This window comes from Changpingibacter yushuensis, assembly GCF_014041995.1.
GTDB lineage: Bacteria > Actinomycetota > Actinomycetes > Actinomycetales > Actinomycetaceae > Changpingibacter > Changpingibacter yushuensis.
Window position 1 is genome coordinate 235066 of record NZ_CP059492.1, and the last position, 24965, is coordinate 260030.

General features: G+C 57.5%; 21 protein-coding genes. 17 read left to right on the forward strand and 4 right to left on the reverse strand.

The genetic code is table 11. From position 1 onward, the window contains the following. Positions 1–201 precede the first annotated feature (201 nt). Positions 202–2313, reverse strand: a complete 2112-nt coding sequence (locus tag H2O17_RS00990) for a glycosyltransferase family 2 protein (protein WP_220456791.1) — start codon at positions 2311–2313, stop codon at positions 202–204. A 318-nt stretch (positions 2314–2631) separates the two neighbouring features. Between H2O17_RS00990 and H2O17_RS00995 the strand changes: the two genes are divergently transcribed. The 6 genes from H2O17_RS00995 (at position 2632) to H2O17_RS01020 (ending at position 10657) form a co-directional block, all read left to right on the forward strand. After that, positions 2632–4173, forward strand: coding sequence for a chitinase (locus H2O17_RS00995; RefSeq protein ID WP_182049939.1), 1542 nt, complete (start codon positions 2632–2634; stop codon positions 4171–4173). A 50-nt stretch (positions 4174–4223) separates the two neighbouring features. After that, positions 4224–6629 carry a bifunctional diguanylate cyclase/phosphodiesterase gene (locus H2O17_RS01000; protein ID WP_182049940.1) on the forward strand — a complete coding sequence of 802 codons (2406 nt, stop codon included), beginning with the start codon at positions 4224–4226 and terminating at the stop codon, positions 6627–6629. A gap of 339 nt (positions 6630–6968) precedes the next feature. Then, a complete protein-coding gene (locus H2O17_RS01005; protein ID WP_246311279.1) occupies positions 6969–7964 on the forward strand; it encodes an ABC transporter substrate-binding protein in 996 nt (331 codons plus the stop codon). Between the two features lie 99 nt (positions 7965–8063). Then, positions 8064–9065, forward strand: a complete 1002-nt coding sequence (locus tag H2O17_RS01010) for an ABC transporter permease (protein ID WP_182049941.1) — start codon at positions 8064–8066, stop codon at positions 9063–9065. After that, a complete protein-coding gene (locus H2O17_RS01015; protein WP_182049942.1) occupies positions 9065–9856 on the forward strand; it encodes an ABC transporter ATP-binding protein in 792 nt (263 codons plus the stop codon). Before H2O17_RS01010 ends, H2O17_RS01015 begins: the two co-directional genes overlap by 1 nt. A 63-nt stretch (positions 9857–9919) precedes the next feature. After that, a complete protein-coding gene (locus H2O17_RS01020) occupies positions 9920–10657 on the forward strand; it encodes a phosphoglyceromutase (RefSeq protein ID WP_182049943.1) in 738 nt (245 codons plus the stop codon). A 92-nt stretch (positions 10658–10749) separates the two neighbouring features. Here the strand turns inward: H2O17_RS01020 and phoU are convergent, their stop codons facing one another. After that, the gene (phoU, locus tag H2O17_RS01025; RefSeq protein WP_182049944.1) at positions 10750–11448 is read right to left on the reverse strand and encodes a phosphate signaling complex protein PhoU; all 699 of its coding nucleotides are present in this window, start codon (positions 11446–11448) and stop codon (positions 10750–10752) included. Between the two features lie 207 nt (positions 11449–11655). Between phoU and H2O17_RS01030 the strand changes: the two genes are divergently transcribed. From H2O17_RS01030 to ispF, 5 genes are all read left to right on the forward strand, one after another. Then, positions 11656–12846, forward strand: coding sequence for a sensor histidine kinase (locus H2O17_RS01030; RefSeq protein WP_182049945.1), 1191 nt, complete (start codon positions 11656–11658; stop codon positions 12844–12846). After that, positions 12846–13541 carry a response regulator transcription factor gene (locus H2O17_RS01035; RefSeq protein WP_182050882.1) on the forward strand — a complete coding sequence of 232 codons (696 nt, stop codon included), beginning with the start codon at positions 12846–12848 and terminating at the stop codon, positions 13539–13541. Before H2O17_RS01030 ends, H2O17_RS01035 begins: the two co-directional genes overlap by 1 nt. Before the next feature lie 129 nt (positions 13542–13670). Further along, the gene (locus H2O17_RS01040; RefSeq protein ID WP_182049946.1) at positions 13671–14168 is read left to right on the forward strand and encodes a CarD family transcriptional regulator; all 498 of its coding nucleotides are present in this window, start codon (positions 13671–13673) and stop codon (positions 14166–14168) included. Between the two features lie 27 nt (positions 14169–14195). Then, positions 14196–14930: a 2-C-methyl-D-erythritol 4-phosphate cytidylyltransferase gene (gene ispD / locus H2O17_RS01045; RefSeq protein WP_182049947.1), complete on the forward strand. Its 735-nt coding sequence runs from the start codon at positions 14196–14198 to the stop codon at positions 14928–14930. Further along, on the forward strand, positions 14930–15403 hold the full coding sequence (gene ispF, locus H2O17_RS01050) for a 2-C-methyl-D-erythritol 2,4-cyclodiphosphate synthase (RefSeq protein WP_182049948.1): 474 nt from the start codon (positions 14930–14932) through the stop codon (positions 15401–15403). Before ispD ends, ispF begins: the two co-directional genes overlap by 1 nt. A gap of 62 nt (positions 15404–15465) precedes the next feature. On the opposite strand, the gene H2O17_RS01055 is transcribed toward ispF, so the two are convergent. Further along, the gene (locus tag H2O17_RS01055; RefSeq protein ID WP_182049949.1) at positions 15466–16872 is read right to left on the reverse strand and encodes an MFS transporter; all 1407 of its coding nucleotides are present in this window, start codon (positions 16870–16872) and stop codon (positions 15466–15468) included. A gap of 173 nt (positions 16873–17045) precedes the next feature. Here H2O17_RS01055 and cysS point away from each other — a divergent pair, with 173 nt between their 5' ends. From cysS to H2O17_RS01075, 4 genes are read left to right on the forward strand one after another with little or no spacing between them, the layout of a single operon-like run. Beyond that, the gene (gene cysS, locus H2O17_RS01060; protein WP_182049950.1) at positions 17046–18473 is read left to right on the forward strand and encodes a cysteine--tRNA ligase; all 1428 of its coding nucleotides are present in this window, start codon (positions 17046–17048) and stop codon (positions 18471–18473) included. Continuing rightward, positions 18473–19444 (forward strand): 23S rRNA (guanosine(2251)-2'-O)-methyltransferase RlmB, encoded by a 972-nt coding sequence (rlmB, locus tag H2O17_RS01065; RefSeq protein ID WP_182049951.1) that lies wholly within the window; start codon positions 18473–18475, stop codon positions 19442–19444. Before cysS ends, rlmB begins: the two co-directional genes overlap by 1 nt. 51 nt (positions 19445–19495) lie before the next feature. Continuing rightward, the gene (locus tag H2O17_RS01070) at positions 19496–20812 is read left to right on the forward strand and encodes a hypothetical protein (protein WP_182049952.1); all 1317 of its coding nucleotides are present in this window, start codon (positions 19496–19498) and stop codon (positions 20810–20812) included. Beyond that, on the forward strand, positions 20802–21347 hold the full coding sequence (locus tag H2O17_RS01075; protein ID WP_182049953.1) for an ASCH domain-containing protein: 546 nt from the start codon (positions 20802–20804) through the stop codon (positions 21345–21347). The genes H2O17_RS01070 and H2O17_RS01075 overlap by 11 nt, the downstream gene beginning before the upstream one ends. A 195-nt stretch (positions 21348–21542) precedes the next feature. Here the strand turns inward: H2O17_RS01075 and H2O17_RS01080 are convergent, their stop codons facing one another. After that, positions 21543–22292: a LytR C-terminal domain-containing protein gene (locus H2O17_RS01080; RefSeq protein WP_182049954.1), complete on the reverse strand. Its 750-nt coding sequence runs from the start codon at positions 22290–22292 to the stop codon at positions 21543–21545. A 159-nt stretch (positions 22293–22451) separates the two neighbouring features. Here H2O17_RS01080 and H2O17_RS01085 point away from each other — a divergent pair, with 159 nt between their 5' ends. Together H2O17_RS01085 and glsA are read left to right on the forward strand one after the other, a co-directional pair. Beyond that, positions 22452–23609: a hypothetical protein gene (locus H2O17_RS01085; RefSeq protein ID WP_182049955.1), complete on the forward strand. Its 1158-nt coding sequence runs from the start codon at positions 22452–22454 to the stop codon at positions 23607–23609. Positions 23610–23770: 161 nt separating this feature from the next. After that, complete coding sequence (glsA, locus tag H2O17_RS01090; RefSeq protein ID WP_220456792.1) at positions 23771–24823, forward strand: glutaminase A; 1053 nt, start codon at positions 23771–23773, stop codon at positions 24821–24823. Positions 24824–24965 lie beyond the last annotated feature (142 nt).

Genomic DNA, 24965 nt, shown 5'->3' on the forward strand with positions numbered 1-24965 from the left:
CCACATCCACCGTTTACCGGACAGTCCCTCGCCCCAGACGCGGTCCTCACCCTGCGGACGAACACCATCCACCCACGCTAGAAGAGCATCTCCAGCGTGCCCGCGGGCATGAGCACTAGGCCCCGTGCCAGTCTTCCAACATGCTCCGATGGATGGTTGCTTGCCTGATGCGGAGCGCGTGCCGCTAGAGGAGCAGCAGTGCTATTCAGCAACCTCGGCAGACTCCAAGGACTTGGTTGTTCCGGTGGGACTGTCAGGATCGGTCTGACCGTAGTAGATCATCGATCGCCAGTCGATCGCATTGCGGCGGTCCAGAACACCGGAGTCGGAATGGTTCTGAGGGTTCTTGGTTGGAACAAAGAACCAACTGAGAAGTCCAAGGAATAGATCTTGGATGGATGGCCAGATCCCGATGTAGGAAACGATCCCAAACAGACAGAGTGAGGCGTTGAATATTGCGAATATCGCGTTGCCCCAGTTCCTATCCTGAAAATAGATCACAAATACGAAGGCAGAATAGAAGACGATAAACAGAGGGGCGAAGACGAAGAGCCACGGAGAGGACGTTCGGTTGGCAACTTTCGGCGTCCGCGCGAAGGGTATCTTCTCATTCGTAATGCCCTGCTGGATTGACTTGAGTGTTCCAGATGTGTTGACGGCCAACAGAATGAGGTTGAAGGCGTATATACGAAAGACGTCAGTTCTCTTGTAGCGGTTGTCTTTGAGGTCCTGTGACATAGAGAGGAAGTACGGTGCCGCTGCGATGATGACCCATGGGCTGAGAAGCCGGGAGTCGAAAGGGTAACCCAGAAGAAGGATGAGTCCTACACTTGCCCATGCGATGGATGCCATGTAGTTCACGCGAAGGAGCGTCTCGAGCGGGCGAACCTGAGTCTTTGTGCCGCGTCGCGCGCGGCGTTGCCTGAGGAACTTTGGAAGGATGAGCAAGCCACCGTTTGCCCATCGGCGGCGTTGAATAACTAGCGACCCGAAGTCGGGTGGCGTGGCCGAGTAACTCAGGCGTTCGGGATAGTTGACGAGGTGCCACCCGTAGAGGCCGAGATCTACTGAAGACTCGGTATCTTCAATGACTGTGCGGTCTTGAATGTAGGTCGTGACCCGGTTGTCGCCCTCGAAGGAAACCTGTGCGATGTCCTGTAACGCCCGCTTTCGGATGATTGCATTCGCACCTACCCAGAAAGTGGCGTCGTAGTGAGTCAATCCTTGATGAAGGATGTGCTGGACGTCCGTGGTTGCCGCGGCAATCCTCTCCATCCGAGTCGGTGCGCCACGGTATGAGGAGTACGGAGTCTGGACTACGGCAACCTGCTCGTTGCCAGGTTGTTCCAGCAAGTAGACAAGCCGCAAGCAGTAGTCGCGCAACAGCATGGAGTCCGCGTCAAGAGTCAGGATGTACTCAGTGTCGGGTATAAGAAGATCCGCGAACTCATCCTCGAGTGCTGGGCGGAGGACCACTCCGCGCGGGGTTTCTATGCGCTTGAGACGCTTGCCCATAAGGGAGATGTATGCATTGAGGTTCATTGCCTTGTTCGCTTCGTGGGATAGCGAGGCATACTTCTTGCGTTCAAAGGCGCGGACGGAGCCAGAGAATATACAAACCAATCGGTTGTAGAGTTCCTCAACCCGTTCGCTGCTCAGTTTCTCGCGTTGTTCTAAGGCGCCTTCAAGCGCGGTCACGGTCAGGCGCAGGTCAGCGGCAAGGTCAAGGAGTACGTTGTCGATGAAGAATCGGTCAGTGTGATCGCGGATCTCCCACCGTTCTGCCTGTTTGGCGAGCCAGTGAATGGCCCAACGGTACTCCGTACATAAATGGGTCAGCTCGGCTCCTCGCACAGAATCCGTACCGTCAATTCGGGCTAGGGCTTCGGTACGTTCCTCAACAAACCGCTCGGAAATTTCGGCCAGCGCAGCGGAAATGAGCGCTCCTAGCCGCCGTGTCTCATTGAGTTCAGCAATGCGATGTGGATCGCTTGGGTTTGGGGGGTCGTCGATAAGTAGCACAACTTGAATATGGGGAAACTCTTGAAGAACTGCGGACCAGATAGTCTTCTCGACAACTCGGACGTCTTCCACATAGGACGGAATGAGTACGGTTATTCCCTTTTCGTAGTGCGAGAAATGATGATCCAGTTCCGCTCGCGTTACGCGGCGGTGAGAGCGAAAACGTATGAGAGCACCTTGGCGTGAGAGAAGGTACATGAGTGCTGAGAAACATAGGAAAGTCACTGTCAGCAGATAGATAAGTGCTTCGATCACGACGCGAAGGGTTGTGAAATCGCGTTCTATGTACATTCTTATGACCGTCGTTAGGACATACATCATCCAGGCGAAAACCGTCACGCCAATCGCAATGCGGCTGCGCGCTAGAGCGCCAACGCTTGGACGTTTGTGCAAAATAGGCAGACGTTCCACATTTCGCTCTGCACCCAACTGGTGCTGGCGTACTTGTCGTGTGCGACTAGGCCCTGATGACGTCGTGGAACGTGGTTTCATCGATGTTTCCTACGAGTGTGAGACCAAACCGGTTTTGAGAATGAACACTGAGGTCAGGCTACCATGGGATATCTTTGCAAATAGACGTGATTTCAGGCAAAGATAGGGGAATACCGAATGAGAAGTGCCAGGTTTCCCGGCAAAAGATTCTCCTTCTTGCGCCTCGGCATCTTCTTAGTAGTAGTAATAATCGGCGGTTGTGCCACATATATTGGAATAAACTTCCAGCTCGAAAACCGGAAGCCTACCGCCGAGCCCTGGTTTGGTAGCTACATTGATGTGACGGCCACACCCAGTTACGCCTTCGAATCACAATCCAGCGACTCTCAAGGCAACGTGCTTCTTGCTTTTGTGGTCTCCCGATCATCAGATGATTGTGCCCCAACGTGGGGTGGCGCGTACTCGCTGGCAGAAGCGAACCAAGCGCTCGATCTGGACCGGCGTATCGCTCAGGTTCAACGATCGGGGCGATCTGCTGTGATCTCTTTTGGGGGTCAAGCTGGGGTTGAACTTGCGCAGTCGTGTCAGACAGTTGGTGATCTTGCAGATGCGTATTCACAGGTCATTTCTAGATACAACGTTTCCACAATCGATGTGGACATCGAAGGAGACAGTCTCGCTGATTCTGAATCCATGCTTCGGCGTGCCCAGGCAATCGCCCAACTTCAGTCCGCCAGCGGCACCGATACCCTCAACGTGTGGCTGACCCTCCCTGCTGATCAAAACGGCCTGACCAACGATGGTGTGGCGGCAGTTCAAACCTTCCTTGACCAAGGCGTCGCGATATCGGGCGTGAACCTCATGACCATGGATTTTGGGGTGCAGTCTTCTGACACGGCAGTGGCAGCGTTAGTGGAAGATGCGCTGAGCGCCGGCCATTCGCAGCTCTTCCGGTTGTTTGCCGCCAACATGACGTTCCACTCTTCGCATCAGATCTGGGCAATGATGGGTGCAACCGTCATGATTGGTCAAAGCGATGTAGCTGGCGAGTCATTCACGTTAGCTGATGCTAGGACGATATCAACTTTCGCTCTGACGAATGGGCTTGGCAGGCTATCGATGTGGTCTGCAAACCGCGACTTTGAGTGCGAAGCGAACTATTCCGATTGGGGCAGTGTTGCCGATTTCTGTTCAGGCGTGAGTCAGGAAGCCGGAGGATTTGCATCCGTTTTGAGTTACGACTTCACCGGATCTGCTGATGATCAGATAGATGGGGCTCAGCAGGTAACGCCTCAAACGCCGAACGCCACAGAGGATGATCCGGCTACCAGCCCTTATCCAATCTGGAGTGCCGAGGAGTCCTATGCCGTTGGGTCCAAGGTGGTGTGGCACCGCAACGTGTATATCGCACTATGGGGTCCCAATGATGGTCATCAACCCGATGAGGTGACTTCGGGAACCAGCGCGGCGTGGCGGCTCGTGGGCCCTGTGCTCAAAGGCGAGACTCCAGAACCCGAACCAACCGTTTCTGCAGGCACCTACGCACAGTGGGACACTTCAACGGCTTATGGTGCTGGAGACAGAGTGATGTTCGACGGCGTTGCCTTTCAGGCCAAGTGGTGGACCCAAGGTGACTCGCCAACCGTGCAGAACGATTCAGATACTTCGCCGTGGCGGGAGCTAACCACCCAAGAGATTCAGGAACTCACCGACAACTGACGGCGCCCCGCGCGGTAAGCGCCGCGGTGACGAATGTGAAAGCAGTGGAGATGAACAGAGAACAAGTTTTGCTGACGCGAGACCGTGCACCGCGCAATGCTGATCGTTTCGCATTGGCACTGAGCGCCGTTCTAGCAGCGGGCGGCGTGATCCTGCGATGGGAAGAGGTGGCTGGCAACCCCGCGGTGGCAGTCGTATCAGTCCTATTCGCACTGGTCGCCGCATCTGTGAGGATTGATGTAGGTTCCGTCTCAACGGGCCTGACGATGGGCATGGGTAATGCGGCGCTGGCGACTATGCTCACTGTGCCAGCATGGTCAGACCAGGCGTTTGGGTTGTGGACTTTCGGTGTGATTCTGGCGTGCTTCTGGTCTCTGAATACAATCCGATCCATTAGCTGGTCGATGATCACGGAAGCTGCCGCGGGACTGGCTTTGCTCGCCGCATACGAAACGGCGAGTGCGGCAATCGCGCGCACCACCTTGTCCTCTGACCTCCAAGTTGTGATCTCGTTGGGCGCCGCTTTCTGTGCGTACTTCCTCGCGACCGTGGTCGAGTTCTCTTTCGCGGCTTGCATTCAGAATCGCGCCGGATTCCTGCGCTCTTTTCGTGGCATTAGCTGGGGGCGCGCGCTTTCGTTCACCTGTTTGCAGTACGTCATTGCGGTGTTCGCTGCCACGTTGGCCTACGCGTGGGGAACAAGGTTTGATCTTGGCCTCCAAAGTCAAGATCTCCAGTCGCTTCTGATGATTGTTCTTGCCGTGGCAACCAGTTCAGTCTTCGCGTTGGGTGTGAGAAGCCGGCGCTGGGCTTCGCGTGACGCGACAATGATGGAGGCTTTGGCCTCCCTGCCATGGGAAGCGACTACATCTGTGGAGGATCAGGCCGTCCAGTATCTACAGCGGGCCATTAAACCGTTCAGAACTCAGATTGTTGACAGTCAAAACGACAGTGCGCCGGCCTACATGGAGGATGGTTGCCTGATCTCGAGTCCGATTGACCATGGGGATGACGCCAAACGTATCCGGGTTTCCCGCAGGGCATGGCAGCGTCCATACACCCAACGTGACGTCAACATGATTGAGGCTATGGCGACCATGGCTCGGGAGTCCTTGCGGGCCGATCGCGAGCTAAGGCGCCTTCAGAGCTTTTCGAATACAGACTCCTTGACCGGCCTTATGAACTATAGGGCTCTTCGTTCTTCGCTTTCGACGATGGCTGAACGCAACTCGAAGTGCGGTATGACGGCACTCTTGTTCCTCAATGTCCAGAATCTCAGCCACATTAATGAGGATTACAGTTCTGAGGCTGGCGACGATGTGCTCAAGGCCGTGGCGCAACGATTGCGGAGCGCGGCTCCGTCCGGCTCTACAATTGCGCGGATTGCGGGAGATGAGTTCGTTGTGCTGATGTCTGGAATCGATGAGCGTAGAGAAGCCGAGGATAAGGCGTTCTCGATTTATTCTGCGGTCACCACCCCGGTCCTGACGAGCGATGGGATGATTTCGCTCAACATCTCGCAGGGCGTCTCGCTTGCTGGCACTGAAACCTCAGATATCCAGCAGCTTATATCTCGTGCTGATGAGCATTTGTACCGCGCGCGGCGCAAGTTTATTGACAAAGTTGAGCCCGACGACGTCCAGCTCGCTGCCGATTCAGAGGCTCTGGTTAATGGCGGTCGGGTCCAAGAGGGGCTTTCTGCTGCGCTTGCAGACGCTATCCGTTCGGACCGGGTGATGCAGGTCTACCAGCCGGTGGTCAATCGGGTGAATGCGAACATCATCGGTCTGGAGGTGGGCCTGAGGTTCAGTGATTCCGGGCCCGCGAGCCTGCCGGAGCGCTTCATTCGTGAGGAGTCGGGGCGGCTGGGGCTGGCCTCCCAGCTGGCGAGCCAGGTTCTTCGGCGTGCTGTGGATGACGTTCGGCGGTTCCAAGTGCTTGCCCCAGACCTTCACCGCGTTAGCGTCAATATCAGTGTTGCCCAGCTGGTGGATCGTGACTTCAGGACGGTCTATGAGGAGGTGGCGGAAGCCAACCCTGATGTTGAGGTGTTTCTGGAGCTTGATGAACGCTCGATCAGGTTGGCCCCGCTGGAGACGATTGAGAAGGCGTCGCAGTATGTGACTGCCCACGGGATTCGGCTCGTCGTCGACAACCTTGGAACGGATTATTCGGAACTCACGGCGATTGTGGATTACCCGCTGACAGCAATGAAGGTCAGTTCTCGAATTATGGACGAATCGGGCAAGGAGCGCACCAGGATTGCTTTGGCCAAACTGTTGGAGCTGGGCGATTCTCTGGAAAGTGAGGTCCTTTTTGTGGTGGAGAATGCCAGCCAAGCTAGGTTTGTTGAGGATCTGGGTGGTGTGTACGTTCAAGGATCGCATTACGGCAGGCCGGTTTCAGCCGATGAGTTTATGGTGCGGTTGGATTCGCTGGGTTTGACGCTGGGTTAGGGGCCGACGACGACGCCCGGTCGCGCCCGATATCTGGTTCAGTAATCGGCGTATCTGGTTCGCGAGGTAGCTTGTGAGGGGCAGGGGACTGGCGGCCCGTCCTGGGTGCCCTGGCAGCGGTCGGATAGCCGGTGTTTGGCGGGAACAACTTCACATCGAATAAGTCCGCCCATTGGGATGACTGTCCCAACAGGCGGACGAACTCTTACCATCTGTTCGTACCCAGGCATGCGTGCTGTGGTGCTTGATGCGGGGGAGGTTGCTGGCGCAACACGCGTTAAGAACCAATGGCGGTATCCAGATCTCCACACATCAGTTGACTCCACGAAAGGGAAACTCGTGAAGAAGAATCTCACCACGGTTGTCGCCGCAGTCGTCGCAGTGCTTTCACTCGCGGCATGCGGCTCAGACTCAGACTCCAGTAACAGCTCGAGCACCAACTCCGGTTCGGATAGCTACAAGATCGCCGTTGCACAGACTGTTACACACTCCTCACTTGATGCGTCTATCGCTGGTTTCAAGCAGGCGATTGCGGATGCGGGTCTCGATGTCAGTTACGACGACGAGAACGCGAACAACGACCAGACGATCATTGCGTCCATCGCCGGAACGATCGCCGCTGGCGATTATGACCTCGTGCTCGGTGTGGCGACACCCATGGCGCAGGGACTTGCACAAACCGTAGCGAACATCCCCGTTCTGTTCACTGCTGTGACCGATCCAGTGGGTGCGGGCTTGGTGGATTCTCTGGATGCGCCGGGCGCCAACATCACCGGAACCACTGATGCCAACCCGGTGGAGGAGCAGATAAACCTTGTTCTCGATCTAGTGCCGGATGCCAAGACAATTGGTGTGGTGTACAACCCCGGTGAGGCAAACTCTGTGGTTCAGGTTGAATGGGTCAAGGAAGCTGCGGAGAAGTTGGGGCTCGAAGTCAAAGAGGCCAACGCCGTGACTACTGCAGAGGTGCAGCAGGCAGCCAATTCGCTCGACGTCGACGCCATTTATGTCCCTACCGATAACACGGTTGTCTCAGCTCTGGACTCTGTGATTCAGGTCGGCGAATCGAAGAAGATCCCGGTAATTGCAGCCGAAGGCGATTCGGTCGCAAACGGCGCTGTCGCTACCTACGGCCTCTCATACGAAGCGCTGGGTTACCAGACAGGCGAGATGGCCGTGAAGATCCTTACCGAAGGTGCGGATCCTGCGACAATGGCAGTTGAAACTCAGAAGGAGCCGGTGCTCTACCTGAATCTCGGTGCAGCTGAGCGAATGGGAGTCACAATTCCTCAGGACCTCATCGACCAGGCCGACCCAGCAGATATCACCCAATAAAACCTTGGCCGCGCTGAGCGTGGCTGCACGCGGCGGGTGGGGCACAGCAAGCGCCCCACCCGCGCGCCGCATCTAGCAATTAACAACAAAGGAGCCCAGATGCTCGCCACAGCAGTAGAACTCGGATTGCTATACGCGATCATGGCCTTAGGTGTGTATCTGACCTTCCGCATCCTCGATTTCGCTGACCTGACCGTAGACGGCAGCTTCACAACGGGTGCAGCGGTAGCAGCTCTTGGCATCCTCCATGGTGTTAACCCGGCCCTAGCTACCTTCGCTGGCTTCCTCGCGGGTATGGTTGCGGGCCTCATTACCGGATTGCTTCACACCAAAGCGCACATCGACGGACTCTTGGCAGGCATCCTCACCCAGATTGGCCTGTACTCGATAAACCTTCGCATCATGGGAACCGCAAACATCTCCCTGTTGCGTGAATCAACACTGTTCACCGGTCTGCGCGAAGCTGGACACATTGCCAGTTCATCGTGGATGGGCTCTCTCATACTTCTGCCATTCGTATTGGCCGTGTGGCTGCTCATCGTGTGGTTTTTGCACACTGACACCGGCTTAGCTATGCGGGCAACTGGTGATAACCCTCAGATGATCCGATCCTTCGGAGTATCAACCGACAATCAGAAGATCCTCGGCTTGGCCCTCTCTAATGGGCTTGTTGCTGCTTCCGGTGCGCTAGTGGCCCAATACCAAGGATTCTCCGACATCGGAATGGGTATCGGCATGATCGTGGCCGGCCTGGCCTCCGTCATACTTGGACAAGCTATCTTTGGACGCACCACAATCCTCCGAGCGGCCTTCGCAGTGGTGTTCGGGGCTGTGCTCTATAGAGTGGTCATTCAGCTCGCTCTTCTGGCTGGGTTCGAACCGAGCGACATGAAGCTCATCTCCGCGATTCTCGTCATCTTGGCGCTCATCCTTCCTCAGGTCAAGGTATTCAAACGGCTACCGGCCATGTTTAAGAGCCGAGGCGCGGCGACGTCGTCGGAAGAAGACCTCGTTCCGATGGGGGCAACTTCTCTGGAACCACGTACATATGGGGCGGAACCCGGCCTAGATGCCTCGGTTTCGGACGGAAAGGACAACTGATGCTTCGCCTCACAGGAATCAACAAGACCTTCTTCCCCGGCACGGTCAATGAACGCAAAGCGCTCGTAGGGGTGGATCTGCATCTCAAGCCGCGCGACTTCGTCACCGTCATCGGATCCAACGGTGCAGGCAAATCCACTCTTCTCAACATCGTTTCAGGCTCGATCCGAGCCGAATCAGGATTGGTTGAGATCGCAGGCAATGACGTGACGAAGCTTGCTGACTACCGCCGAGCCCAGTTTGTCGGGCGAGTCTTCCAGGACCCTTCCGCAGGCACGGCTCCGCACATGACCATTGAAGAGAACCTGGCAATGGCGGCGCAGCGCGGCAAGCGCCGCTTCCTCGGTACTGCCGTGAACTCCGCAAAGCGCGCGAAGTTCCGCGAGGACCTTGAGATGCTTGAGCAAGGCCTAGAAAGCCGGCTCGATGATTGGGTAGGACTGCTCTCAGGTGGGCAACGCCAGTCGCTCTCATTGTTGATGGCCACGTTTACCCATCCGCAGATTCTGCTGCTCGATGAGCACACCGCCGCATTGGATCCCCAGCGTGCTGCGCTGGTGACCAAGCTGACCGCTGAACTCGTAGAGAAGCACAACCTCACCACACTCATGGTCACCCACAACATGGAGCAGGCGCTCGCGATGGGCAACCGGCTCATCATGATGCACCAGGGCAGAATCATCATGGACGTTGAAGGTGAACAGAAAGCTTCGATGAAGGTTTCCGATCTCCTTGGAGCCTTTGAAAAGATGCGTGGTGGGGGTCTCTCAGACCGCACACTGTTGGCATAGAACGCGCGCCCAGAATCAGGCGAGGGCTGGAAGGTCCTAGTTGGGACGTGGGAAGATAGGACCATGACTTACACCTTGGTATTGCTCCGCCACGGCGAGAGCGAATGGAACGCTAAGAACCTGTTCACCGGCTGGGTTGATGTGCCGTTGTCAGAGAAGGGCCGGGCAGAGGCCACTCACGGCGGCGAACTGCTCAAGGAAGCTGGCGTTCTTCCTGAGAAGCTCTACACTTCGATGCTGCGCCGCGCCATTATGACCGCAAATCTTGCACTCGATTCGGCAGACCGCCACTGGATTCCAGTTGAGCGGAACTGGCGTCTCAACGAGCGCCATTACGGCGCTCTTCAGGGCAAGAACAAGAAGGAAATCCGCGACGAGTACGGCGAAGAGCAGTTCATGCAGTGGCGCCGTTCGTACGATTGCCCGCCGCCCGCTATTGAAGCAGGTAGCCAGTTCTCTCAGGATCAAGACCCGCGTTACGCCGGCGAACCGATCCCCGCAACTGAGTGCCTCAAGGACGTGCTGGAGCGTCTTCTCCCATACTGGAACGATGTGATTGTGCCAGACATCAAGTCCGGCAAGACCATCATGATTGCCGCACACGGCAACTCGCTGCGCGCAATCGTCAAGCACCTCGACGATATTTCTGACGATGACATCGCCGGCGTCAACATCCCCACTGGCATTCCGCTGGTGTATGAGCTGGATGAGGAAACCCTCAAGCCGGTGAAGAAGGGTGGCACCTACCTGGATCCGGAAGCTGAGGCGAAGATCGCGGCAGTGGCTAACCAAGGTCGATGAGCTGCGGGGCGCTCGGAACGAGCGCCCCTCAAGCGGCGGTAAACAGTGAGGGCACGGATTAATCCGTGCCCTCACTGTTTACCGCTAGAGGATCAGTCTGCGAGCCTACCAAGCATCTCTTCTTCAGTTCCGGGAGCTGAGGAGTCGCGTTCGGGGGTAAGTCCGGTCACAAGGAACGTCATGCGCCTTGCCACTGAGACGGCGTGATCACCGTAGCGTTCGAGGAAGCGGCCCAACAGCACAACGTCCACAACATCTTGGCGAGTCAGGTTGTTGGATTCATTCAACACCAGTTCAAAAGACTGGCGGTGAAGGGCATCAAGCACCTCGTCATCCTGTTCAATCTCGGCAGCAAGTGACATGTCCTGGGTCTGCACCAGCGTTGCCATCTTGGCACCCGCCTTGGCGGCCTCATCTGCCATCTTGGTCAGCAGGTCATAGGCGGAACCGTCCGTTGCGGTCTGTGGGAACCGCCCGCGAGCGATGTATGCCACGTGGCGTGCAAGGTCACCCATTCGCTCCAATGTGGAAGCTAACCGTAGGGCTGATACAACAGTTCGCAGGTCAGAGGCCACAGGAGCCTGCCGGGCCAGCAACGAAATCCCCATTTCGTCCAAGTTTCGCTCCAAGAAGTCGATCTGCGCGTCGGCATCGATAACGGCTTCGGCGAGTCCCAAGTTGGCATCGCGCAGAGAATCTGCAGCGCGGCTCATAGCGGTTGCCGCCGCTTTGGCCTGAATGGTCAGAGTTTCTTGAAGAAGGGCCATTTCCTTGCGGAATTCCTCGCGCATGCTGCTCCTTGTGTTTCTGTGCCGGTTCGCGCTTCAGCGTAGGGCTCGCTGAATGCTGATTTCACGGATCTCCAGCAAACAATCAATCACGCCGTCGTGAACGTTGCCGTGGATATAGGTTAACGCGTAATGGGGGCGAGGTTAACGGTGGGCGAAGTGTGGCTGTTCCATTCTGTGTAGACAGGCCGCGGCAATTAGGCTTGTGTTATGCCATCTGGTGCCATCATCTTGATTGCCGCACTCCTGGGAATGTTGGTGGGGGTGTGGGCCACGTACGCGTTTCTTGCCACAGAACGCGCGCGCCGCCGCGAGGTCATTTCCCCGGCCGCTAGCGAGTCCAGTATCCTCGCCGATTCTGTGTTAGACGCCTTGCCGCAGGACTACATCATTCTCGATCGCGAGAATCGGGTGGAACAAGCTTCAACCCGTGCGTATTCGTACGGGATCGTCAAGGACGGCGTAGTGGTTCGTGAACAGATCATGAGAATTGCCGCAGCTGTTCGCGATGACGGGCTCATCCACTCGGACGAGGTCCGCATGAGCCGTTCGATGCTCGAAGAGGAGCTCGAAAGCCAGTTGATCGTGCGCAGCGCCCCGATGAACTCTGGAAGGGTCTTGATCCTCTTTGAGGACAACACCGCTCAGCTGCGGCTTGAGGAGACTCGCCGCGACTTCACAGCGAACATCTCCCATGAACTAAAAACGCCTATTGGCGCGATCGCATTGCTTGCAGAAACGCTGGCGGACAACGCTGATGACCCGGAGGCGGTGCGGCACTTCTCCCAGAGTCTGGCAAAGGAATCCCGCCGCCTTTCAACGCTGGTGCAGGACATCATTGAGCTTTCACGCCTTCAGGCAGGCGATGCGCTTTCAACGTCAGATCTGGTGCAGATCGACGACGTCGTCGCCGAATCAATTGATCGCATGCGGGTTGAGGCCGAAGATCGTGGAGTGACTCTGGTTTCCGGACGCACCACAGGGCTGACGGTGTATGGCGATAAGAAACTGCTGACCACGGCGGTGCGCAACCTTCTCGATAACGCAGTTCGATACTCGCGCCCGCGTGGCAGAGTGTCAGTTGGCGTAACGAGCCATGATGGGCTCGTCTCGATCGCAGTGGTTGACCAAGGTGAAGGCATCGCTCCCGTACATCGTGAACGAGTCTTCGAACGTTTCTATCGCGGCGACAAGGCAAGATCCCGCGAAACTGGCGGATCAGGGTTGGGGCTTTCCATCGTGAAGCACGTGGTCTCCGATCATGGCGGCCGCGTAACCTTGTGGAGCGCGCCCGGCCAAGGATCCACTTTTACGATTCTTCTACCAGAAGCACAGGCCCCGAAGAGCGCCGTAGCGCCACCGGCTGGCGTTTCACAAGAGAGTTCCACGAACGGAGAATGATGCCCAAGATCCTTGTTGTCGACGACGAACCCACCTATCGTGACACCCTAGCGTTCAACCTGCGCCGCGACGGGTTTGAGGTGGTCACCGCAGCAGATGGAATTGCCGCCGTTGACGCCTTTACCCGGGCAGCGCCGGATCTGATCCTGCTTGATCTCATGCTTCCGGGTCTCTCTGGAATAGAAGTATGCAACCGCGTCCGCGCACAATCCAACGTGCCCATCATCATGGTGACCGCCAAGGATGATGAAGTGGACAAGATTGTGGGCCTCGAAGTTGGCGCCGATGATTACCTCACCAAGCCATACTCATACCGCGAGCTCGTGGCCAGAATCCGTGCAGTGCTGCGCCGTTCGGCGTCTTCTGCTTCTGACGATGATCTCAATGAAGTTCTAGCCGTGGGACGTATCTCCATGGACACGGAAGCCCATGTGGTCACTGTGGCTGGCGATCCGGTTCAGATGCCGCTGCGGGAGTTTGAGTTGCTTGAGCTCTTTATGCGAAACCCCGGAAGGGTGCTCACTAGGGTGCAGATCCTCGATCGTATCTGGGGTGTGGACTACATCGGTGATACCAAGACTCTGGACGTCCATGTCAAGAGGATCCGTTCGCGCATTGAGCAAGATCCCGCACACCCTCAGGCGCTCCAAACGGTGCGCGGACTGGGCTACAAGCTGGTCGATTCAGACGAGTAGATCGGCGAATCTTCGGCGCTTTGTGGGGCCACATCAGGCCGGACGTGCGATCCGGAAAATATCGAGCCTATACCGGTCGTGTTAGAATGTCTAAACGGAAATTCATCTCGACAAAGGGGCCTAAGCGAAATGGCTTTCGAAATCGGCGAAACCGTCGTCTATCCTCATCACGGTGCTGCCTTTATTGAGGACATCTCTACAAAGACTATTCGCGGCGAGGAAAAGCTATATTTGACCCTTCGAGTCATGCAAGGTGACCTTGTCATTCAGGTTCCAGCAGACAAAGTCGAAGATGTTGGAGTACGTGATGTCTCCAACGATTCTCAGCTCGAAAAGGTCTTCTCTGTTCTGCGTGCAGACCAGGTTGAAGAACCCTCCAACTGGTCGCGCCGGTATAAGGCAAACAGTGAGAAGCTGACCTCGGGGGATGTGGTCAAGGTGGCGGAAGTTGTTCGCGACCTCACGCGCCGCGATTCAGGCCGCGGCCTTTCGGCTGGCGAGAAGCGCATGCTCTCCCAGGCGCGCCAGATCCTTGGTTCGGAAGTTGCCTTGGCTAAGGACGTTTCGGAAGAAGGAGCTCTCGAACTCCTTGACGAGATTCTTGAGGAAACCGTCGCGGCCGAATGACGATGTGACTCCTCGAGTGAGGCTGAAGTGAGTGTAGTAGCAGTCATTGCGGGTGCCGGTTCCGGCACCCGCCTTGGTTCTCAGGGACCGAAGGCGTTAGTGCAGCTGGCCGGTGAGCCATTGCTCGTTCACGCTGTGCGTTCGATGTTTGCCTCCGGTGTTGTTGATCGTTGCGTTGTGACCGCCCCGGAGGATCATCTTGTGCAGTTTGAGGCCGCACTCGCCGCGGCGGGCCTACACGCCACTGTGGTGGCAGGCGGGCACACGCGCCAAGCCTCCGTTGCTGCGGGTCTAGCCGCCGCGGGCTCAGCGGACTACGTGCTTATTCATGATGCAGCACGAGCCTTGACGCCAGTCAGTCAGATCCAACGAGTGGTTCAAGCACTGGAAGCCGGCCATCCTGCAGTGGTACCTGCGCTCGCCGTCGTTGACACAATCAAAAGCGTTGGCCACACGAATCCGGATGGTACTGAACCTATAGATCAGACGCTGGACCGCAACCGCCTCCGGGCGATGCAAACCCCACAGGGTTTTGCGTTGGATATTATTGTGGCCGCGCACGCTCAGTTCGCCACCACCTCAGATGACGAAAGCACGTCAGCGCCCGACGACGCCGCGCTCGTCGAGTCCTCTGGGCATCCCGTAGTACTTGTGCGAGGCAGTGAGCGGGCTCTGAAGATCACCCGCCCGCTCGATTTGAGGATCGCTGAGCTTTTGGCCACCGACTCCGCTGATATGCCACGCGCGGAGGTGGAATCCTGATGGATATTCGTGTTGGAACGGGCATAGACGTCCACGCATTCAGCACAGATCAGAGCCGTATGCTGCATTTGGCCTGCCTCGAATGGCCGGGTGAGCAGTCTTTGGAGGGGCATTCAGATGCCGATGTGGCTGCTCACGCAGCTTGCGATGCACTTCTCATCGCAAGCGGAGTAGGGGACCTTGGCACTGTCTTCGGCACTGACCAGCCAGAATGGGCAGGCGCAAGCGGTGCGGCACTCCTGCAGGAGTCGGTCAGACTACTTCGCGAGGAAGGCTGGCAGATTGCCAACGTTTCCATTCAGATTGTGGGCCAGCGCCCCCGGTTCCTGCCGCGAAAGAACGATGCGGAAGCGACCATGAGCGCTGTTGTGGGAGCACCGGTCTCCATCAGCGCAACAACCACGGATCATCTGGGGTTTACAGGCAGGTCCGAGGGCATCGCGGCAATCGCAACTGCGCTCGTCACGCGCTGAATGCGGCCATCGCGTGTGCTTCTGCCACACACGTGTGACTGGCTCTTGGCCCAACTGCGCGGCTACTTCTTTGCCTGCGCCTTGACGGGTATGAACGCGAGCAGCCCCACGAGTAGTACCACAACGATTCCCAGAATCCCGAAGTGCGCCGAGTCCGCTTTGGTGAGGCCAGTGGACACTGCGGCTAAGGTAATCGCTGCAGAATATGCAGTTGGTGCTAGGAATGAGACCGCGCGTCCGGTGGTGGCGTAGAGGCCGAAGATCTCTCCTTCCGATCCCTTCGGTGCAATGCGGGCAAGGTAGGTGCGCGAAGCAGACTGAGTGGGACCGACAAAGATACACAGGACCAACCCGAAAATCCAGAAGACCATCGTGGGGGAGAGCGAAAGCGGGCCTATGTGCAGGCCGCCATGGAGGAAGAAGACGAGTAGCCCGGACACGGTCATGAGGCTCAAGGCGATGATAATGACGGCCCGGGACCCCAATTTGTCATCCAACCGGCCAAACAGAATGGTGGCAATGCCTGCCACCAGGTTTGCAGCGATTCCAAAGATCATGACATCCCCGGCGCTGAAGCCAAAAGCTGCGGCTGCGAGGACCCCACCAAAGGTGAATACTCCAGCAAGACCGTCGCGGAAGATCGCCGATGAGATCAGGAACCACACCACTGAGCGGTCCGTACGCCACAACCGCGCAACGGACCGGAGGATCTCCTTGTAGGAACCCAGAATGCCGTGCACATCGCTCTCGATTGGTGCATTGTTTGTGCCAGTCAGGATGATGGGAAGCGAGGATGCGAGCATCCACAGGGCACAAATGAGCATGCTAATCCGGATGTGTGCGCCGTTCTCATGCGTCACACCAAACCATCCGGGATCAGGGGAAATGAACCCTACGTACAGGATGAGCAAGAGAACAATACCACCGACGTAACCCATGCCCCACCCAAACCCAGAGACGCGGCCCACGGTCTGCGGTGTGGAAACCTCAGTAACCATCGTGTTGTAGACCACCGAGCCCGTCTCAAAAATGACGTTACCCAGCGCAACCAACACCAAACCAAGCCACAGATAACTGTGGCCCGGCTTAACGAAGAACAAGAGCGCCATACACGCAACCACTCCCAGAGTGGCGGCAACAAGGATCGTGTGGCGTTTTCCTGTGCGATCAGTCCACTGCCCGATTGCTGGCGCCACAACTGCCACCAAGATACCGGCCACCGCGAGCGCCCAGCCCAGGTTCGCGTTGGCGCTTTCCCCAAACAGATCTGCATCGGTCAGGTACACAGTGAACACGAAGGTGGTCACGACCGCATTGAAAGCCGCCGAACCCCAGTCCCACAGGGACCATGCCATCACCTGCCTGTTGATGAAGCCAAGGGTGCGGTGTGGCTGCTGCTGCGATGAGGGAATCGGTGAGGATTCGTGGCTCGTGCGCGCATCATCGGTCGAATTGTTGTGAGATGCCATGAGCTACAGACTACTTTCCAAATCTGTCCGCCACACCAAGAGAAGGCAACTTCAGAGAAAACTTGCCTCGTTGTATACGCAATCGTGCGACGACGTCGGCGCCACACCCCGATTTTTCGCCCAGCGCTGTGCCGAATCGTGCCGGTATCCCATGTATTCGTTAGTCTTAAGGGGTGAGCCTGAGCATCTATGATTCCGCAACCCATTCCCAGAGGGATTTTGTGCCCCTCCAACCTGGCAAGGTTGGCGTGTACCTGTGCGGCGCCACGGTCCAAGGCTCTCCTCATATTGGCCACATTCGTTCCGCTCTGGCGTTTGATGTGCTTGTCCGGTGGTTGCGCCGCAGCGGCTACGACGTCACGATGGTCCGCAATGTGACCGATATAGATGACAAGATCTTGCAGAAGTCTGCCGAAGCGGGAAAGCCATGGTGGGCGTGGGCGTATACGTATGAGAATGAGTTCGCCGAGGCGTACCGAACCTTGGGAATTCTGGCTCCCACATATGAGCCTCGCGCCACAGGGCACATTCCACAGATGCTTGAGCTGATCCAACAGATCATGGATGCAGGCCACGCCTATGTGGGAGCTCCCGGAAACGTCTACTTTGATGTGACGTCTCTGCGCGACTACGGTTCACTCACGCGCCAGGCGCTTGAGAACATGAACGTGGATGAATCGGACATGGAGCCGGACAAGCGTAATCCACATGATTTCGCTCTGTGGAAGGCGCCAAAGCAGGGCGAGCCCGCGGACGCCTCATGGGACTCACCGTGGGGTCGGGGAAGGCCTGGATGGCACCTTGAATGCTCGGCGATGTCCGGAAGATATCTGGGCGATGATTTCGATATCCACGGCGGCGGCATCGACCTGCGTTTCCCACACCATGAGAACGAGCAGGCACAGTCCCATGCTGCCGGGCGCGGCTTCGCCCGTTATTGGATGCACAATGCCTGGGTGACAATCGAAGGCGAAAAGATGAGCAAGTCGCTCGGGAATTCCCTGACCGTGCAGAACATCGTCAAGGATGTGCCGCCGGTAGTCCTGCGGTTCGCATTAGGAACTGTTCATTACCGATCCACCGTGGCATATTCACCTGAGACCCTCACTGAGGCAGCAGCTGTGTGGGATCGGCTCGCGGGTTTCGTCAACCGATCAGTAGAGGCGGTTGGTGAAGTGAGCGCCCAACACATAGCAGCGCTTGGCCCGGATGATCTTCCAGAGGATTTCGTCACGGCATTGGATGACGACCTCAATGTTTCAGCGGGACTTGCTGCCATTCATGAGGCGGTGACGAACGGAAACAACGCGCTCTCAGAACGTGATGATCCCGCCATTCTTGCCGCGCAGACCAGTGTTCGGGCTATGCTCGACGTTCTTGGACTTGATCCGTTGGCGGCGCCGTGGCGTGGATCTTCCAGCCACGATGATCTGTATGAGGCGCTGAATTCCCTCGTCGTGAACGTGCTGGATGATCGGGCGGCGGCTCGGGCTCAGAAGGACTGGGCGCGCGCGGATGCACTCCGCGACTCATTGACCAATGCTGGAATCGTCGTAGAAGACTCTGCTGACGGCGCTCGTTGGCACGTAGAAGGACGATAATGGCAGATCAGAGGACGAACCGCCCAAAGGGCAAGAAGAGCGCCACGGTTGGATCAGGCGGGAACAATCGCCGCCGGCTGGAGGGCAAGGGCCCAACTCCTAAGGCGGAGGACCGCACCTACCATCCCGCTTACAAGCGCAAGAAGGCTTCGGAAGCTGCTGCGCGCGCTGCGGAAGCACGCGAGCACGCGCGCACCCACGTGCGTGCCGCGCTCCACTTAGCTGAGGGTCATGAGCTCATTGCAGGGCGCAACCCAGTGGTGGAGGCGGTACGTTCTGGCATCCCGCTCACTCGCGTGTTCATGGTGGGGGCCGCTATCTCCGATGAACGCGTTGGGGAGGTCGTGCGCACGGCGACGTCGCTCGGCGCTCCACTCGTGGAAGTCTCACGAACCGAACTTGACCGCATGACTGATGGGGCGGTTCACCAAGGTGTGGCAATCGAGGTTCCGCCATACGACTACTGTGATGTTGATGTACTCATCGAACGTGGAGAGAACCACGTACGTCCCGGCCTCATCATCGCCCTCGATTCTGTAACGGATCCGCACAACCTAGGCGCCGCGCTGCGCTCGGCCAGCGCATTCGGCGCGGACGGCCTCATCATCCCCGAACGCAGGTCTGCTGGCGTTAACGTGACCGCATGGAAGGTCTCAGCAGGCGCTGCCGCACGAGTCCCCGTGGCTCGCGTGACCAACCTCGTGCGCACACTCAGCGAGCTGAAGAAAGATGGCTACTTCGTTGTGGGGCTCGACGGTGGCGGCGATGTTGATATCGACAAGCTCGAACTAGCTGACATGCCTTTAGTAGTGGTGACAGGATCGGAAGGAAACGGGTTGGCGCGTCTGACCCGCGAGACATGCGACGTCGTCGCCTCAATTCCGATCGCGGCAGAACTTGAGTCACTTAACGCGTCCGTTGCCACCGGCATCGCGCTGTACCAGATTGATCGGCTCCGAGCCAACCTCTAACAGAAAGCGAGTTCAACGATGGTTACCTGGCGTCCGATCAAGGGCGAGATCGTGAGACTTGATCCAACTCTCGCAACCGTGGAGAGCATTGAAGATTTCTTTGCTCGCCACAAGATCATTGCCCGTGGTGAGGATCAGGACGAGGCTTTCCGCCTTGAACTGGCCGCTACAGGGCGCCGGCGCCGGGTGGCCCAGCTGGATGCAGCTGGCGACGTTGTCCCGGGTCCTTCCCTCAGCGAACTTGTGGAACTCTTAGACAAGGAGCTGCGCAAGGTCCAGATCGATATTGATGGCCAAGTCGCGTGGGGTAACATCGACTTGGGAGAAGTCGACGTCGAATGGGACGACCTGGACGGCACTCCAGATCGTGTTGAGCCCGAAGTCGATGAGGAAGGAATCGAAGGACCGGTTCCCGAATTCCTTGAAGGGCCGATGCTTGCGATCTCTGATGTCTCGTTCGCCCAGTTGCCGACTCTGGCGGCATCCATTGAAAGCCCGGTCGCAGCTTTCGATCTGGATAAGGCCAATGCAATTCTTGCGGATGTGGAGTTGGCGCAACGCAATCTCATGGTGATGCCTGAGTACGTGATCGTGCTTTCCACTGATCCAACCGGTTTGGATCGGCCGGTGCTTTCCATACGTCAGGACTCCATGCGCCGCAGCTGGAATTGGCAGGGCGAACTCCCAAATCTGGAGTGGGTTGCATCATCTGATGTAGCTGCAGAGCTTTCCGAGGCGCAGCTGGGTGCTGGTGCATTTGTCACCCGCATTTGCGCGGACTTGCCCAGCACCGAACCGGAGAAACTTCGCGCATGCCTGTTGGGCTCTCCGGAGGATGCCGGGCGTGCCTTCATCGACGCTGTGGGGTTGGCTCCAGAGGTCGCTGACTGCCTTGAGGGCCTCCTCGAGGCGAGGTTGGTTCCCGGTGCTACGGTCTTTGAACCAAAACCATTCCCTGAACGCCTTCAATCCAGTGTGGCTTATGAGGTGGCTGGCCAGGGCCGGGCCAAGCCAGGCTTCTGGAAGATCTATCGCAAGCTCTATCTGGAGAACCCCCGAGCTATGGAAGCTCTGGCCTCCCTGCAGGCCGGGCTGGGAGCGCTCGCTTTCGCTGCCGGTGTGAAGCGATGGGGCAAGACCAGCGGAAAGCTCCTAGCCGTTCTGGGAAGTGGTCTAGCAATCAACGCTGGTACCCGAATTCTCGTGACGCAGTGGATCCAAGCTGCCCTAGACAATGAGGGGTTGAGCGGGCGTGGATCTGATGCCCGCTCTGATGCAGAGGGTTCCTTGAATGAACCTCTCACAACCGGCGGGCAGCCCTCCGCAGGTTCACACTCTTCAGTGCTTGGAGCCAAAGATGCAGAATGATCCCACTGATTCCCAGATGCCAGATGCTGCGTGGGAACCCGTTGAACCAGTTGATGCCCAGCTTGAGGCATTCTGGATCAGAGCTCGGAATGTTGCGAAGTTCAACCCGCTTGAAGTGATTGTGGGCATGGACGATACGTCCTCATTGCGTCCGGCAGCCTTCTGCTTCGGTAGCAATAAGGATATGGCCGATAAGCTCTGCCAATTGGTAATAGACGGCACCAAACGCGCCACCTCGGGTTGGTTGGCAACCTATGAGGCGCTAGGGGAGCCAGTTCCGGAAATTGGCGAGTTGGCGATCGTGTGCGATGGATCTGGTTCACCCCGCGCCTTGATTCGTGATACTGAGGTGAAGATACTAGGCTTCCATGGCATTGGGCCCGATGTGGCTGAGGCTGAGGGCGAAGGCACCTTTGAACAGTGGAAGCTGGATCATGAACAGTTCTTCCGTGCGGAGTGCGCGGCCGAAGGGCTCGAGTTTGACCCTGAGGGTGAAGTAGTTGTGGAGTTCTTCGAGGTTCTCTATAGCTACTAGAGGTTCTCCATAGCTACTAGGCGTTCTCTAGCTACTGTGGTGGCCTATGGCCGCCACCAGTACGGTCAACGCCTCGTTGGGCTATCGCACTGGCAAACTAGGTAGCTCAGCCGTTACTAGGTAGCTCAGCCGTTACTAGGTAGCTTCGCTTTCTCTAAGCAACGCCGCCTTCTCGGGACGCGCTGGCAGCTGGGATCAGTTGCCAGCCGAGTCCTCAAGAGTGGTGCACTCCGCCACTGGGCTGAGAGTTCCATCTGGGTTTGCCGAAGCCACAGAATCTGCTGAGGAAATGCCGTTCCAACTGGTGCCGAGGATAACGTTGATCGTTTCACCCGTCAGATCTGAGTTGTACTGGATGATCGAGTCTGGGATGTACTGGGCCAAGGTATAGGCAGCTGTGATTCCTTGGCTTCCTGCTTGGATGCGTGCCGGCTCAGAAAGGGCCTGATCTCCGCTCCAGTTTTCCGTGGTCCCCACGGCCACCCCGAGGCCCGTAAGCGCGGTTGCTGCTTCAGCCGCTATCCCCGTGATGCTGGTTGAGTTGTACACATTGGCGGTGATGGTGGAGAGGTCCGTAACAGCCGTGCCATCAGCGATGCAGGGCGTAACCACCGTGTTCGAGTCCACTTCCGCGCTGAACTCACGATCAAAGGGGAATGGCACGATGTTGGTCCAGAAGAGCATGGCAAACAGCAGCAGTACCGCCATCAGGGCAGCGATGGTGCCAAAGATGACTGTCTGCCGTTGCTGGATGCGGCGCCGATAATCGGCGCGAGCTGAAACCTTGCCGTCATTCACAGGTCTAACGGTAGCCGAGCTAACTGCAATCTGCATGAATGGACTGCGTGGCGTGGAACCTACTCGGGTCAAAATCGTCCGGATGCTGATCTCTTTGGCGCTGCGAGCGGCGGATTTGAGGTTGTTCGGAAGAAGCTGTGGCAACATCGTCTCGCTTTGGTCACAATGGGGGAGTGAGTTGTGTTGCCTTCATTCGAATCTGACTGATGTGTACCACGTTCGGCAGATCGAACGCGGCACGCTCATGCACACCACGATCCACGCATTTTCGTTTCTGACGAAAACCCGTTAGAAGTAGGCAGCCGTATGGAGTTAGGCCTCACCACGTCAAACGATGACGCCCGCGACGGCGCCGAAGCGACGTCGATATTTGACGGATTTGGCGACGACGTCGGCCAACCATACGTTTCGTTAGACGAGTCCGGTTCCGAACCAGTTCACAAGCAAAAGTGGTTTGTGGGGATCGCGGCGTTTGTGGCGGTGGCAGTGGTGGTCGCGTTGGTCATGGTGTTGGTCTCCCACAACAACAGGCAGCGTGAGGCGACGTGGGACGCAGCCGCCGCGTCTATGGCAGTCAGTTTGGGCGTGGCGTCGGGTACGTCTTCCTACGCAACGACAGTTCTCACAGCTTCGGCCTCCACAGGTGTTGATGCGGCCTTGGTGACGAGGCTCCAGGATGCACTTGTTGCCGTTGACAAGCAAGTCTCCGCGATCCTGTCTCGGAATGGGGCCGTGTTCTCCGAGCCCACCGAACAGACGTCCAGCAGCGCCGCTGCTGCAATCAACACCACCTCGTCCGATTTCTGGCTAGATGTTCCTGAGCCGGGTACCTACCAGCTAGCTTCAGGTTCCGTCTATCAAGTGGGCGCATCATATGTTGTGACTGAGCCCGATGCCAGAGTGATGCAAGATAGTTCGGTTGTGGCGCAGCTCGAGTCCGACCGAGCTTCGTTGGAGGATGCCGTTACACAATTGGCTGATTCTGCTGCCGCGCTGCTTGATGGAGTGTCCGAAGCTGAACTGAACGCTGCGGTCCAAGATCTCAATGATGCAAAGTCCGCGCTGCAGCGGGCAATTGATTCGGGTGAGCAGGTCTACACGGATTCACGTGGTGCTGTGGCTGATGAAAGAGTTCGGCAGACGTTGCGTTCGGCACTAGACAGTGCAGCCGCGCTGGTGGGCGCTGCAACGGCGGAAAACGTGGCGGATGTCCAGACAGCGTCGTCGTCAATTCGAGATGCCATCGCTCCGCTTCAAAGCGCTTCATCTGCTGTCACCACAGCTGTGGATCAGAAGAAAGCGGCTGACGCGGCAGCGCGTGCCGAACGAGAGGCTGCCGAGCGAGCAGCGCAGGAAGCGGCTGAGGCCGAGGCATCACGCGAGGCAGAGGAGCAGGCGGCTCAGGAGCAGGAGAACTCGGGTACTGATCCATCTGATGAGGACGGCGATCACGATAACGGCTGATCGGGGCCCCTCTCACGCAGGACGGTAACGGGTCCTGCCTGTCTGATTCGCCTGAGCGAGAGCTGGAACCGGGTGAGCGTTACTTCGGCTGGTCTCTGGATAGGTCAGCACTGCAAGCGGGTGGCGATCGGGCAACTATGCTGAAGGAACGAACCACGCACGTGCGTGAGATCTTGGGGGTTGAAGCCATGCAGCAATCAAATGAGGCCGCACACTCTGAATCGCGGCTGGTGATGAACGGGGCTCTTCCCGGAGGTGACGCGGTAGCGGAGGTGCTTCACGAAGCCTATGCGCAGTTCCGTGGAGTGGATGACGGTGACATCTCGCAGGTATACCCGGAACTCTCACGGAGCGATCCCGCACACTTTGGTTTGGCATTGGTAGATGTGGAGGGACATTCGTTTGTTGAAGGAGATGACGATGTTTCCTTCGCACTCATGAGTGTTGCCAAACCGTTTGTTTTTGCGCTGGCATGTGAAACTCACGGGGTCGAATACGTGTGCGACGAAGTTGGCATGGACGCCACAGGCTTGCCGTTTAATTCGGCCGCAGCAGTTGAGAGAAACGGTGGCCGAACAAATCCGATGGTCAACGCTGGCGCTATCGCCACTGCAAGTCTCATTTCTGGAAGCACGTCGGCCCGTACGATCCCTAATGAGTCCCTCGAGGATAGGTGGGCGTTCATCGTGGAACGCCTCTCTGCCTTCGCTGGTCGGGAGCTCGAGTTGGACCACGATGTTCTCGAATCTGCGAGGACCACCAACTTCAGAAATCGGGGGCTGGGCAATCTTCTGGCTGGTCTAGGGCGAATCGTTGGCGATACGAATGACGCGATCGAGCTCTATACCCGGCAGAGCTGTTTGAGTGTCACTGCGCTTGACCTTGCAGTTATGGCGGCCACTCTTGCTGATGGCGGGGCAAACCCCATAACCAAGCAACAAGTTGTGGGCGGGGAGGAGGCTCGGGCGGCGCTCGCGGCGATGACGATCGCAGGCATGTATGAGACCTCTGGATCTTGGCTCATGCGGGTGGGGTTGCCGGGCAAGAGCGGAATTGCGGGCGGAGTCATCGCTGTTTCGCCGGGCAAAGGTGCGCTGGGAAGCTATTCGCCACTGCTTGACCCTGCGGGAAATAGTGTGCGAGGGACTTTGGCGGCTCGCTGGATATCCAGGCGCCTTGGCCTAGATATCTTGGCATCTGCAGTTCACCGATAGCCGTTGCGTCTGCAGGTCACTGATGACTGTTGGGCGGCGAACATGGCAGGTGCCGCGCTGAGGGCAGCGCTATAGGGTGTGTCTATCTTTTGGCTGGGGTCTTGGGAGTTACCGTCACTTTGATGGTGCTGTGAGGAATGAC